The organism is Pseudomonas sp. 2FE, from assembly GCF_005503735.1.
Taxonomy (GTDB): Bacteria; Pseudomonadota; Gammaproteobacteria; order Pseudomonadales; family Pseudomonadaceae; genus Aquipseudomonas.
Genome location: NZ_SCMO01000003.1, coordinates 208,371 through 220,022, shown reverse-complemented (window position 1 = coordinate 220,022; position 11,652 = coordinate 208,371). Strand labels below are relative to the sequence as shown.

Genomic DNA, 11,652 nt, shown 5'->3' with positions numbered 1-11,652 from the left:
TACGCGCTACTGTCGGGCCGGCGTGGCTTGCTGAAGCGGCTGCTGGCGAGCATTCTTATCCAGGTTTTAAATTATGCCGGGTGCTGTGTGACCGGCGTCTTGCTGCGCTCAAGGCGCGGGTGGCGCCAGCCGCTAAGTGGCCTGGCAACAATTGCCTCGTAACTAATGGATCGATCAGCTTTTGCCTGGCACGCTATAGCAAAGCTCAATCGGCCGCGGCTTTCGGTCACTGCAAAGCCGGGCTATGATGGCGGCCACTTTTTATGCTTCCGACCACGGAGAGTTTCCATGAGCGAATTCATCACCCACGTCAGCGACGCCAGCTTTGATCAGGACGTGCTCCAGGCTGATGGCCCGGTGCTGGTCGATTACTGGGCTGAGTGGTGCGGCCCGTGCAAAATGATTGCCCCGGTACTGGACGAAATCGCCCAGACCTACCAAGGCAAATTGAAAGTCTGCAAGCTGAATATCGATGAAAACCAAGACACCCCGCCGAAGTACGGCGTGCGTGGCATCCCGACCCTGATGCTGTTCAAGAACGGCAACGTCGAGGCCACCAAGGTCGGTGCTCTGTCCAAATCGCAACTGGCCGCCTTCCTCGACAGCAATATCTAAGCTGCTGTCAGAGAATTTGAGTCTTGGTTAAAGAGCCCCGCACACTGCGGGGCTTTTTTCATGGTGCGAGACTAGACGCTCCGCTAAGCCGGTGGTACATTCGGCCTCGCAACGGTTCCTCCGTTGCCCTCTGCAAGCCGTCGCCGACGCACTCCTACTCGAATACTTTCGATAAACAAGCAGGCGATCCTGTCGCCTTCTCCGCGGCGCGGCCTCTTAAGCTAAACGCTTATTTCCCCTCCTTCACGACTACGTCATTCCTATATGAATCTGACTGAACTCAAGCAAAAGCCGATTACCGAACTGCTAGAAATGGCCGAACAGATGGGCCTAGAAAATATGGCCCGTTCGCGCAAGCAGGATGTGATTTTCTCCCTGTTGAAAAAGCACGCGAAAAGCGGCGAGGAAATTTCCGGTGATGGCGTGCTGGAGATTCTCCAGGACGGCTTCGGCTTCCTCCGCTCCGCGGACGCTTCGTACCTGGCCGGCCCGGACGACATCTACGTCTCGCCGAGTCAGATCCGCCGCTTCAACCTGCGCACCGGCGACACCATTGTCGGCAAGATTCGCCCGCCGAAAGAAGGCGAGCGCTATTTCGCGTTGCTCAAGGTCGACACGATCAACTATGACCGTCCCGAGAACGCCAAGAACAAGATCCTGTTCGAGAACCTGACGCCGCTGTTCCCCACCAAGCGCCTGGTCATGGAAGCCGGTAATGGTTCCACCGAGGATCTGACCGCCCGGGTCATCGACCTCTGTGCCCCGATCGGCAAGGGCCAGCGTGGCCTGATCGTATCACCGCCGAAAGCCGGCAAGACCATCATGCTGCAAAACATCGCGGCCAACATCACCCGCAACAACCCCGAGTGCCACCTGATCGTTCTGCTGATCGACGAGCGCCCGGAAGAAGTGACCGAGATGCAGCGCACCGTGCGCGGCGAAGTGGTCGCCTCGACCTTCGACGAACCGCCGACCCGCCACGTGCAGGTCGCCGAGATGGTGATCGAGAAGGCCAAGCGCCTGGTCGAGCACAAGAAGGACGTGGTGATTCTGCTCGACTCCATCACCCGTCTGGCGCGTGCCTACAACACCGTGATCCCAAGCTCCGGCAAGGTGCTTACCGGTGGTGTCGACGCCCACGCCCTGGAGAAGCCCAAGCGTTTCTTCGGCGCCGCGCGCAACATCGAGGAAGGCGGTTCGCTGACCATCATCGCTACCGCGCTGGTGGAAACCGGCTCGAAGATGGACGAAGTGATCTACGAAGAGTTCAAGGGCACCGGCAACATGGAGCTGCCTCTGGATCGTCGCATCGCCGAGAAGCGGGTGTTCCCGGCCATCAACATCAACCGCTCCGGCACCCGCCGCGAAGAGTTGCTGACTGCCGAGGACGAGCTGCAGCGCATGTGGATTCTGCGCAAGCTGCTGCACCCGATGGACGAGATCGCCGCCATCGAGTTCCTCCTCGATCGCCTGAAGGCGACCAAGACCAACGATGAATTCTTCCAGTCGATGAGGCGCAAGTAAGCGCTGGAAGTCTTGCGAAAGCCGGGGCAACCCGGCTTTTTGCTACCTGCGTATCTACTCCGCGAGCAGATACGCCCTTCTGAGTGACCGGGTTCGGCGCTAAACTTTGCGCCCGACTCGCACGCCGCTATGAGGCTCAAGCATGCAGTATCGCGACCTGCGCGACTTTATCCGTGGCCTGGAACAGCGCGGCGAGCTGAAGCGTATCAGCACCCCGGTTTCGCCCGTCCTGGAAATGACCGAAATCTGCGACCGCACCCTGCGGCGTGCGGGCCCGGCACTGCTGTTCGAGAGCCCGACCGGCTTCGACATGCCGGTGCTCGGCAACCTGTTCGGCACGCCTGGGCGTGTGGCCCTGGGCATGGGGGCCGAGGCGGTCAGCGAGCTGCGTGAGATCGGTAAGCTGCTGGCCTTTCTGAAAGAGCCCGAGCCGCCCAAGGGCTTGAAGGATGCCTGGTCGAAGCTGCCGATCTTCAAGAAGATCATCGCCATGGCGCCCAAGGTGCTCAAGGATGCGCCCTGTCAGGAAGTGATCGAAGAGGGTGAGGAGGTCGACCTCGGCAAGCTGCCGGTGCAGACCTGCTGGCCGGGTGACGTTGGCCCGCTGATCACCTGGGGCCTGACCATTACCAAGGGGCCGAACAAGGAGCGGCAGAACCTCGGCATCTATCGCCAGCAGGTGATCGGCCGCAATAAGGTGATCATGCGTTGGCTCAGTCATCGTGGCGGCGCGCTGGACTTCAAGGAATGGTGCGACAAGCATCCGGGGCAGCCGTTTCCGGTGGCCGTGGCGCTGGGCGCCGACCCGGCGACCATTCTCGGCGCGGTCACCCCGGTGCCGGACAGCCTCTCCGAGTATGCCTTCGCCGGCCTGCTGCGCGGTAACCGCACCGAGCTGATCAAGTGCCGTGGCAGTGAGTTGCAGGTGCCGGCCAGTGCCGAGATCGTCCTCGAGGGCTCGATACATCCCGGCGAGATGGCCGATGAAGGGCCCTACGGCGACCACACCGGCTACTACAACGAGGTCGACCGTTTCCCGGTGTTCACCGTCGAGCGCATCACCCGCCGGCAGAAGCCGATCTACCACAGCACCTACACCGGGCGTCCGCCGGATGAGCCGGCGATTCTCGGGGTGGCGTTGAACGAAGTGTTCGTGCCGATCCTGCAGAAGCAGTTCCCGGAGATCACCGACTTCTACCTGCCGCCGGAAGGCTGTTCCTACCGCATGGCGGTGGTGACCATGAAAAAGCAGTACCCGGGCCACGCCAAGCGCGTCATGCTCGGGGTCTGGTCGTTTCTGCGCCAGTTCATGTACACCAAGTTCGTTATCGTCACCGACGACGATGTCAATGCGCGCGACTGGAACGACGTGATCTGGGCCATCACCACACGCATGGACCCCGCGCGCGACACGGTATTGATCGACAACACACCGATCGACTACCTGGATTTCGCCTCGCCAGTCTCCGGCCTCGGTTCGAAGATGGGCCTGGATGCCACCCACAAGTGGCCGGGTGAGACCACGCGGGAATGGGGTCGGGTGATAGTGCAGGACGAGGCGGTTAAGCGCCGGGTCGATGAGCTGTGGAAGGATCTTGGAATAGATTGATGAAAGTCACCCTGCAACCCTCAGGTGCGGTGCTCGAGATGCTCCCCGGCGAGCGGATTCTCGACGCCGTACGCCGGCTCGGCTACGACTGCCCGCAGAGCTGCCGCAATGGCAACTGTCATATCTGCGCGGCGCTGTTGGTCGAGGGCCGAGTGCGCCAAAATGGCGATGCACGCGACCACGGCGAGTTGTTCACCTGTCTGGCCGAGCCGCTGGAGGACTGCGTGCTGCATTGGGATGGGGTGCTGGCGCCGGGCGAGTTGCCGCTGCGCACCCTCAGCTGTCAGGTCAGTGAGTGCGTGGAGGTGGGCGGCGATGTCTGGCGCGTGATCCTGCGCGCGCCAGCGGGCAAGCCACCGCGCTACCACGCCGGGCAGTACCTGCTGTTGCAGCGCGAGGATGGCGAGCAGGCGGCTTTCTCCCTGGCCTCGGCGCCTTACCAGGGTCGTGATCTGGAACTGCATATTCTCGGGCGCGAGACGAGCGCTTTGACCCTGCTCGAACAGCTGCGCAGCAAGCCCATGGTTCAGGTGCAGCTACCGTTCGGCGATGCGCACCTGGATGAGTTGCCGGACGGGCCGCTGATCCTGATCGCCGCCGGTACCGGCATGGCGCAGATGCACAGCCTGATCGAGCATTGCCGCGCGACGGGTTTCAAGCATCCGGTGCATCTGTACTGGGGTGCGCGGCGCCCCGAAGATTTCTACCAACTGCCGCAGTGGGCGGACTGGCAACGGCAGCCCAATCTGCACCTGCATAAAGTCGTCAGTGACGTCTGCGCTTGGGAAGGTCGCTGCGGTCTTTTGCATGAGGCGGTGCGCGAAGACTTCAGCGATCTCAAGCCGCTGCATGTCTATGTCAGCGGCTCGCCGGCGATGGTCTACGCAACGCTGGATGCCCTGGTGGCGGCCGGGATGGATGCCCGCCAGATGCGGGCGGATGTGTTCGCTTACGCGCCGCGCGATTGAACGAATCCGGACACGCAAAGGCCGCCCGAGGGCGGCCTTTGCGTTGGCGTGGGCGGTGCTTAACGCACCTGCACCACGACTTTACCCACCGCCTTGCGCTGCCCCAGCGCGTTGATCGCGTCGGCGGCCTGGGTCAGCGGGAAGCTTTGCGAGATCAGTGGTTTGATCTTGCCTTCCGCGTGCCATTGGAACAACTGCTGGAAGTTGGCGGCATTGTCCTGCGGTTGGCGCTGAGCGAAGGCGCCCCAGAATACGCCGACCACCGCTGCGCCTTTGAGCAACGTCAGGTTGACCGGCAATTCTGGGATGCGCCCGCTGGCGAAACCGACCACCAGCAGGCGGCCGTTCCAGGCGATGGCGCGAATGGCCTGGTCGAACAGGTCACCGCCGACCGGGTCGTAGATCACGTCCACGCCTTGGCCGCCGGTCAGTTCTTTGACCTTGTCTTTCAGGCTGACTTCGCTGTAGTTGATCAACTCGTCGGCGCCGGCGGCCTTGGCGACCGCCAGTTTCTCCGCGCTGCTGGCGGCGGCGATGACTTTGGCGCCCATGGCCTTGCCGATTTCCACCGCGGCCAGGCCGACGCCGCCGGAGGCGCCGAGCACCAACAGGGTCTCGCCCGCTTGCAGGTTGGCGCGTTGCTTGAGCGCGTGCATCGAGGTGCCATAGGTCATGCCGAAGGCAGCCGCGACGGCGAAGTCCATGCTGGCCGGGATCGGCATGACGTTGTAGCCGGGTACGGCGACCTGCTCGGCAAAGCTGCCCCAGCCGGTCAGCGCCATCACTCGATCACCGGGTTTGACGTGGCTGACTTTCTCACCGACCGCCGCGACTATGCCCGCTGCTTCGCCGCCCGGGGAGAACGGGAATGGCGGCTTGAACTGGTATTTGCCCTCGATGATCAGGGTGTCCGGGAAGTTGACTCCGGCGGCATGCACCTCGAGGAGGATTTCGTTCTTCTTCGCTTCGGGGCTGGCGACTTCTTCCAGTACCAGCGTTTCGGCTGGGCCGAAGGCTTTGCACAACATGGCTTTCATCGGGGGCATTCCTCAGAGAGTTATGGCCAAACAGTGTAGGTGCACGGGGCGGCCGGTCAACGAGCATGGTCGGGCTTGATAGGGGCGTATAAGCGTCGGGCTTGGGCCGGCGCCGCGCTATCGTTATGCCTGGGCGGGATGACCAACCTATCGGATCGCAACGGCTAGTCGGGCCGGCCAAGCGGAGCGTGCGGATGGCCGCTGAGTGTCGTGCAAGGTTGCTGCTCGCATCCCATGGCCCGTGTTGCTCAACGCAGGGCGCAGACTGCCGCCCATTCGTTAGCGCCGACGGGCATCACCGAGAGGCGGCTGCCTTTCTGTACCAAGGGTAGTTCGGCCAGCGTTGCCGCGGTCTTCAGTCGCGCCAGTGAGAGCACTCGCGGGAAGGCTTCGACGAACTCCACGTCGAGGGCGCTCCAGGGGTTTTTCTCGGCACTGGCTTTGGCGTCGTAGTAAGGGCTGTGCGGGTCGAGCGCGGTCGGATCGGGGTAAGCCGCGGCGATAATCCGGCCGATTCCGGCGATGCCCGGCTCGGGGCAGCTCGAGTGATAAAAGAAGAACAGGTCGCCGACGGCCATGCTGCGCAGAAAGTTGCGCGCCTGATAGTTGCGCACGCCGTCCCAGCGTGCACGGCCGAGGCGTTGTAGGGCGTGGATGGATAACTCTTCGGGCTCGGACTTCATTAACCAATGAGGCATGAACTTTGCTCGGTATGAACTTTGCTGTTGGCTGTCGGTCAGTCTAGCGGGTTCGCTATCGTACAGGCAGACGACAGCCGGTTGGCCTCAGAAATTGCGCGAGCCTCCACCTTGCTGGAGAATGTCGCGGTTTTAAGTGACGCCGCCGTACGGCCTAATAACAACAACAACCGCCGCCGGTCATCGTGCGAGGTTTGCCTTGAAGGGGGAGGCAATCGATGAAACGTAAACCAGATCTATTGTGGGTATTGGTCATTCTGTTCGGCCTGGGTGTGGTAACTACGGGGTACACCCAGAGCTTGTGGGAGCGTCAAAGCGATGCTCCAGTCAATCTGTCGCAACAACCTTAACGCGGATTGAAGGCACCAGTGGGCACCGCAGGGATCGCGGTGCCGCAACCCCCGCCGGGGTACCACGCCCGATCCGTGACCGTCGCGTGCAGCGGCACATCCCAGCTGGCCAGCGTCAGTCGATCGACCTTCTGACATTCATGCGCCAGCCCCAGCAAGGTCGGTTTGTGCCAATTTTTGCGCAGGCTCAGGTACGCCAGGCTGCGGTCATAGAAACCGCCGCCCATGCCGAGGCGGCCGCCGGCGCTATCGAAACCCACCAGTGGTAACAAGACCAAGTCCAAGGCCCAGACTTTGCGCTGCTGCTTGCGGTTGGCGCGCGGTTCCTGAATGCGGAAGCGGTTAGGCATCAGGCGCTCGTGTGGGCGGATGCGTTGGAACACCATCTTGGTGCGCGGCCAGGCGCTCAAGACCGGTAAGTAGGTGGCCTTGCCGCGGCGCTGGGCGGCGCGCAGCAACAGGCGTGGGTCAATCTCACCGTCGGTCGGCAGATACAGCGCGATATGCCGGGCGCGGCGAAAGCGTGGATCTTGTGCGAGTTGCCGATACAGGCGCTGGGCGGCCTGGCGCTGCTCGTGCGGGCTAAGCGCGCGGCGGGCTGTGCGCAGCAAGCGGCGAAGTTGCGGGCGGGAAAGTGCGGCTGAAGTCATCATCGAAGGGCGACAACCTCAGTCGCTAGCGACTGTCGCTGAGTACAGTCGATAGCACCACTGCCACCCTTGATGGCTGGCAATGACGGTAGAAATAAGACCCCCCGACGTGCCGCTGTCGGCTTGGCCCTTGAACCCGAAAGTTCAAGGTGGAGGTTGCAGGGAGCGTTAAGGCTTTCCGTCAGGCGGACATGCACACCGGCTCCAACTTGCAACCCCCGGGTTTGTGCGTATCGGCTCAGGGACATCACCAACTGGCGCACACTCCAGGGAGCGGGGGCCAGTATACCCCAATCCGCCGCACTGCAATCAGCTATGGCCGGCATCCGGATCGGTGGCCAGGGCGTGATCGACGCGCTCCAGCAGGTCGCGCACATGCTCGCGGGTCGAACTGGCGTCCTGATCCAGGCGCTGTTGTTTGTGCAGCAGATCGTGGGTGATGTTCAGTGCCGCCATCACGGCGACTCGGTCGGCACCTATGACTTTGCCGCCGCTGCGGATCTCGCGCATCTTGCCATCCAGATAGCGCGCGGCGCTTTCCAGATTGGCGCGCTCATCCGTCGGGCAGGCGATGCAGTAGTCTTTATCGAGGATGTGCACGGTAACGGTATTCGAGGTCATTAGTCCTGCTCCAGGGCTCTCAGGCGCGAAATCATCGATTCGACCTTGTGCCGGGCCATTTCGTTCTTTTCAATCAGATGGGCGCGTTCCTCGCGCCAGGCCTGTTCATGCGCACGTAAGACGCGGTTGTCGGCTTTAAGCTGCTCGACGCGCTGGATTAGCAGCTCCAGCTTGGTGGTAAGCGCGTGCAGATCGGCGTCTTCCATGGGCTCTCACTAGGGCGTTGAATAACCAGAACTATATAGGATCAGTTCGGTGAAAGGGCAAACCTGTCGGCGGCCTTGATGGTCTTGGCGCGCCTGCCGGTGCTAGGATACGAGGCCTTCATTCTAGTCATTGCGCCCTCTGGCGCCTAGTTGCCGATGCCCACTCAAAATTCCCCGTATAGCGCTTTCGCCGCCCTGCTCGCCAGCAGTGGCCAACCCGTCTCGCCCGCCGAACTGCATGGCCTGTTGCTGGGCCGTAGTTGTGCCGGTGCCGGCTTCGAGATCGATCCCTGGCTGGTGGATGCCGCCGAACTGCTCGGCGGCGCGCCGCAGGACAATGTGCGGCAGGCGCTGATCGGCCTGCAGGAGCTGGTCAAGGGCGAGCTGACCGGCGACGACATGGCCGTGGTGTTGCTGCTGCCGTCGGATGAGGCGCCGCTGGCTGAACGCGCCGTGGCGCTTGGCCAATGGTGCCAGGGCTTCCTCGGCGGCTTCGGTCTGACCGCACGTGATGCGGCGTTGAGCGGCGAAGCGGTCGAAGTGCTGCAGGATCTGGCGGCGATTGCCCAGGTGCAGAGCGCACTGGAAGAGTCCGAGGACGGCGAAAGCGACTATATGGAAGTCATGGAATACCTGCGAGTCGCGCCCTTGCTGCTGTTTACCGAGTGCGCGAAAGCGCCTGCGCCGGCAGCTAAGCCGTCCCTGCACTGATTTTTTCAGCCGTTATTCAGCCGTTATCTAAGTAGGTCAAGTCTGCCCATGATCAGCATCCCTAAGTCGGAATACGCCCGTCGGCGCAAGGCGCTGATGGCGCAGATGGCGCAGATGGAACCCAACAGCATCGCCATTCTGCCGGCGGCGCCGGTGTATATCCGCAACCGCGACGTCGAGCACGTCTACCGTCAGGACAGTGACTTCCAGTACCTCAGCGGCTTCCCCGAGCCGGAAGCGGTGATCGCACTGATTCCGGGGCGCGAACATGGCGAGTACCTGCTGTTCTGTCGCGAGCGTGACCCCGAGCGCGAACTCTGGGATGGCCTGCGTGCCGGTCAGGATGGTGCGATCGGCACCTTCGGCGCCGACGATGCGTTCCCCATCGGCGATATCGACGACATCCTCCCGGGCCTGATCGAAGGTCGTTCACGGGTCTATTACGCCATGGGCACCAATCAGGAGTTCGATCGGCACCTGATGGAGTGGATCAACGTGATCCGCTCGAAGGCCCGCCAGGGTGCGCAGCCGCCCAACGAGTTCGTCGCCCTCGACCACCTGCTGCACGACATGCGCCTGTACAAGTCGGCCAATGAAGTGAAGGTGATGCGCGAAGCCGCGCAGATTTCTTCCCGCGCGCATATCCGCGCGATGCAGGCCAGCCGCGCCGGTTTGAGCGAATATCACCTGGAAGCCGAGCTGGACTATGAGTTTCGCAAGGGCGGGGCGAAGATGCCGGCCTATGGCTCGATAGTCGCCACCGGGCGCAATGCCTGCATCCTGCATTACCGCGAGAACGATGCGCCGCTCAAGGACGGCGAGCTGGTACTGATCGACGCCGGTTGCGAGATCGACTGCTACGCCAGCGATATCACCCGCACCTTTCCGGTCAGCGGCAAGTTTTCCACGGAACAGAAGGCCATCTACGAGCTGGTGCTGAAAGCCCAGGAAGCGGCGTTCGCCGTGATCGCCCCCGGCAAGCACTGGAACGAAGCCCACGAAGCCACAGTGCAGGTGATCACCGCCGGGCTGGTCGAGCTGGGTCTGCTGGAAGGCGAGGTCAGCGAGCTGATCGCCAGCGAAGCCTACAAGGCCTTCTACATGCACCGCGCCGGGCACTGGTTGGGCATGGACGTGCATGACGTCGGCGACTACAAGGTCGGCGGCGAGTGGCGCGTGCTGGAGGTGGGCATGGCGCTGACCGTCGAGCCGGGCATCTACATCGCCGTGGACAATCAGCACGTGGCGAAGAAGTGGCGCGGCATCGGCGTGCGGATCGAAGACGATGTGGTGGTGACCAAGACTGGCTGCGAGATTCTGACCAGCCACGCGCCGAAGACGGTTGCCGAGATCGAGGCCTTGATGGCTGCCGCACGAATCCAGGCGGCTTGAGCCGGTGAATCGGGCGAATCTGGCGATCATCGGCGGCGGCCTGGTCGGCGCCAGCCTGGCTCTGGCCCTGCAGGCGGGCGCCAAGGCGCGGGGCTGGACGATCGTGCTGATCGAGCCGTTCGCCCCGGGCGACGGCTACCAACCCAGCTATGACGCGCGCTCGACCGCGCTGTCCTTCGGCAGCCAGCAGATTTATCAGCGCCTGGGCCTGTGGCAGAGCATCGCCGCACACGCCGAGCCGATTTTGCATATCCATGTGTCTGATCGCGGGCGCTTCGGCGCGGCGCGGCTGAGCGCCGAGGAAGAGGGCGTGCCGGCGCTCGGTTATGTGGCCGAGAACGCCTGGCTCGGTCACTGCCTCTGGCAGGCGCTGGATCATGAGGTGGTCAGTTGGCGCTGTCCGGCGGAAGTCGGCGGCCTGGAGACGCTGGGCGACGGCTACCGGCTGACCATGAATGACGAGTCGATCCTGGATTGCGATCTGGCGGTGCTGGCCGACGGCGGGCGTTCCGGTCTGCGTGAGCAACTCGGGATCGGCGTGAAGCACACGCCTTACCAGCAGAGCGCGTTGATCGCCAATATCACCCCGGGCGAGGCCCATGCGGGCCAAGCCTTCGAGCGGTTTACCGACGATGGGCCGCTGGCCTTGCTGCCGTTGGCGGACAACCGCTGCGCGCTGATCTGGACCCGTCCGGGCCAGGATGCCGAGCGTCTGGCCATGCTGGATGAGCGCAGCTTTCTGGCCGAGTTGCAGCAGGCCTTTGGTTATCGCCTGGGGGCTTTGCGCCAGGTCGGTGCGCGGCATGTCTATCCGCTGGCGCTGATCGAGGCGCAAGAGCAGGTGCGGCCCAACTTGGTCGTGCTCGGTAATGCGGCGCACAGCCTGCATCCGATTGCCGGGCAGGGTTACAACCTGTCGCTGCGCGATGCCCTGGCCTTGGCCGAGGCACTGCTGGCCAGCCCGGCGGCGCCTGGTGAGTTCGCCACGTTGCAGCGCTATTACGCGCGCCAGCGGCTGGATCAGCACCTCACGGTGGGCTTCTCCGATCGCGTTACCCGACTGTTCAGCAATGCCGAACCCTTGCTCGCCACCGGGCGCAACCTCGGCCTGCTCGGACTCGATCTGGTGCCGCCGGCCAAGCGCTGGTTCGCCCGCCAGGCCATGGGCCTCGGCACCCGTGCCGACCGTTAAGGGCGCGTGGCAGGCTGCGGCGACGGAATAAAACCCTTTAGATGTGGCGCAAGCCGCAAGCGAGATAGGCTCAAAGCAT

12 protein-coding genes and 1 other RNA gene are annotated in these 11,652 nt (G+C 63.0%); 7 read left to right on the top strand and 6 right to left on the bottom strand.

The genetic code is table 11. From position 1 onward, the window contains the following. Positions 1–288: 288 nt before the first annotated feature. The 4 genes from trxA to FFS12_RS08325 all read left to right on the top strand — a co-directional run bounded on the left by trxA (position 289) and on the right by FFS12_RS08325 (position 4,716). A complete protein-coding gene (gene trxA / locus FFS12_RS08340) occupies positions 289–615 on the top strand; it encodes a thioredoxin TrxA (RefSeq protein ID WP_119953307.1) in 327 nt (108 codons plus the stop codon). 264 nt (positions 616–879) lie between these two features. Then, positions 880–2,139: a transcription termination factor Rho gene (gene rho, locus FFS12_RS08335; RefSeq protein ID WP_137886421.1), complete on the top strand. Its 1,260-nt coding sequence runs from the start codon at positions 880–882 to the stop codon at positions 2,137–2,139. Positions 2,140–2,281: 142 nt separating this feature from the next. Continuing rightward, complete coding sequence (ubiD, locus tag FFS12_RS08330; protein WP_137886420.1) at positions 2,282–3,748, top strand: 4-hydroxy-3-polyprenylbenzoate decarboxylase; 1,467 nt, start codon at positions 2,282–2,284, stop codon at positions 3,746–3,748. Beyond that, the gene (locus tag FFS12_RS08325) at positions 3,748–4,716 is read left to right on the top strand and encodes a CDP-6-deoxy-delta-3,4-glucoseen reductase (RefSeq protein ID WP_137886419.1); all 969 of its coding nucleotides are present in this window, start codon (positions 3,748–3,750) and stop codon (positions 4,714–4,716) included. The genes ubiD and FFS12_RS08325 overlap by 1 nt, the downstream gene beginning before the upstream one ends. A 59-nt stretch (positions 4,717–4,775) precedes the next feature. On the opposite strand, the gene FFS12_RS08320 is transcribed toward FFS12_RS08325, so the two are convergent. The 6 genes from FFS12_RS08320 to FFS12_RS08290 all read right to left on the bottom strand — a co-directional run bounded on the left by FFS12_RS08320 (position 4,776) and on the right by FFS12_RS08290 (position 8,278). After that, a complete protein-coding gene (locus tag FFS12_RS08320) occupies positions 4,776–5,753 on the bottom strand; it encodes an NADPH:quinone oxidoreductase family protein (protein ID WP_137886418.1) in 978 nt (325 codons plus the stop codon). 248 nt (positions 5,754–6,001) lie between these two features. Further along, entirely contained in the window at positions 6,002–6,451 is a 450-nt protein-coding gene (locus FFS12_RS08315; protein WP_137886417.1) for an EVE domain-containing protein, read from the bottom strand. A 346-nt stretch (positions 6,452–6,797) separates the two neighbouring features. Continuing rightward, the gene (locus FFS12_RS08310; protein WP_137886416.1) at positions 6,798–7,454 is read right to left on the bottom strand and encodes a 5-formyltetrahydrofolate cyclo-ligase; all 657 of its coding nucleotides are present in this window, start codon (positions 7,452–7,454) and stop codon (positions 6,798–6,800) included. A 94-nt stretch (positions 7,455–7,548) separates the two neighbouring features. Next, positions 7,549–7,727: non-coding RNA, 6S RNA (ssrS, locus tag FFS12_RS08305), on the bottom strand. A 33-nt stretch (positions 7,728–7,760) separates the two neighbouring features. Beyond that, complete coding sequence (locus FFS12_RS08295) at positions 7,761–8,072, bottom strand: cell division protein ZapA (protein WP_137886415.1); 312 nt, start codon at positions 8,070–8,072, stop codon at positions 7,761–7,763. Then, positions 8,072–8,278, bottom strand: coding sequence for a TIGR02449 family protein (locus tag FFS12_RS08290; protein ID WP_137886414.1), 207 nt, complete (start codon positions 8,276–8,278; stop codon positions 8,072–8,074). The genes FFS12_RS08295 and FFS12_RS08290 overlap by 1 nt, the downstream gene beginning before the upstream one ends. A 156-nt stretch (positions 8,279–8,434) precedes the next feature. Between FFS12_RS08290 and FFS12_RS08285 the strand changes: the two genes are divergently transcribed. The 3 genes from FFS12_RS08285 to ubiH are packed head-to-tail and all read left to right on the top strand — an operon-like array spanning position 8,435 to position 11,573. Then, the gene (locus FFS12_RS08285; RefSeq protein ID WP_137886413.1) at positions 8,435–8,989 is read left to right on the top strand and encodes a YecA family protein; all 555 of its coding nucleotides are present in this window, start codon (positions 8,435–8,437) and stop codon (positions 8,987–8,989) included. A gap of 48 nt (positions 8,990–9,037) precedes the next feature. Continuing rightward, positions 9,038–10,381: a Xaa-Pro aminopeptidase gene (pepP, locus tag FFS12_RS08280; RefSeq protein ID WP_137886412.1), complete on the top strand. Its 1,344-nt coding sequence runs from the start codon at positions 9,038–9,040 to the stop codon at positions 10,379–10,381. Positions 10,382–10,385: 4 nt separating this feature from the next. After that, positions 10,386–11,573, top strand: coding sequence for a 2-octaprenyl-6-methoxyphenyl hydroxylase (ubiH, locus tag FFS12_RS08275; RefSeq protein WP_137886411.1), 1,188 nt, complete (start codon positions 10,386–10,388; stop codon positions 11,571–11,573). The last annotated feature ends 79 nt before the right edge of the window (positions 11,574–11,652 follow it).

What these genes read in the sequence shown, in the direction of transcription:
- trxA (WP_119953307.1), top strand. Translation starts at nt 289, where the DNA reads ATGAGCGAATTCATCACCCACGTCAGCGACGCCAGCTTTGATCAGGAC.
- rho (WP_137886421.1), top strand. Translation starts at nt 880, where the DNA reads ATGAATCTGACTGAACTCAAGCAAAAGCCGATTACCGAACTGCTAGAA.
- ubiD (WP_137886420.1), top strand. Translation starts at nt 2,282, where the DNA reads ATGCAGTATCGCGACCTGCGCGACTTTATCCGTGGCCTGGAACAGCGC.
- FFS12_RS08325 (WP_137886419.1), top strand. Translation starts at nt 3,748, where the DNA reads ATGAAAGTCACCCTGCAACCCTCAGGTGCGGTGCTCGAGATGCTCCCC.
- FFS12_RS08320 (WP_137886418.1), bottom strand. Translation starts at nt 5,753, where the DNA reads ATGAAAGCCATGTTGTGCAAAGCCTTCGGCCCAGCCGAAACGCTGGTA.
- FFS12_RS08315 (WP_137886417.1), bottom strand. Translation starts at nt 6,451, where the DNA reads ATGCCTCATTGGTTAATGAAGTCCGAGCCCGAAGAGTTATCCATCCAC.
- FFS12_RS08310 (WP_137886416.1), bottom strand. Translation starts at nt 7,454, where the DNA reads ATGATGACTTCAGCCGCACTTTCCCGCCCGCAACTTCGCCGCTTGCTG.
- FFS12_RS08295 (WP_137886415.1), bottom strand. Translation starts at nt 8,072, where the DNA reads ATGACCTCGAATACCGTTACCGTGCACATCCTCGATAAAGACTACTGC.
- FFS12_RS08290 (WP_137886414.1), bottom strand. Translation starts at nt 8,278, where the DNA reads ATGGAAGACGCCGATCTGCACGCGCTTACCACCAAGCTGGAGCTGCTA.
- FFS12_RS08285 (WP_137886413.1), top strand. Translation starts at nt 8,435, where the DNA reads ATGCCCACTCAAAATTCCCCGTATAGCGCTTTCGCCGCCCTGCTCGCC.
- pepP (WP_137886412.1), top strand. Translation starts at nt 9,038, where the DNA reads ATGATCAGCATCCCTAAGTCGGAATACGCCCGTCGGCGCAAGGCGCTG.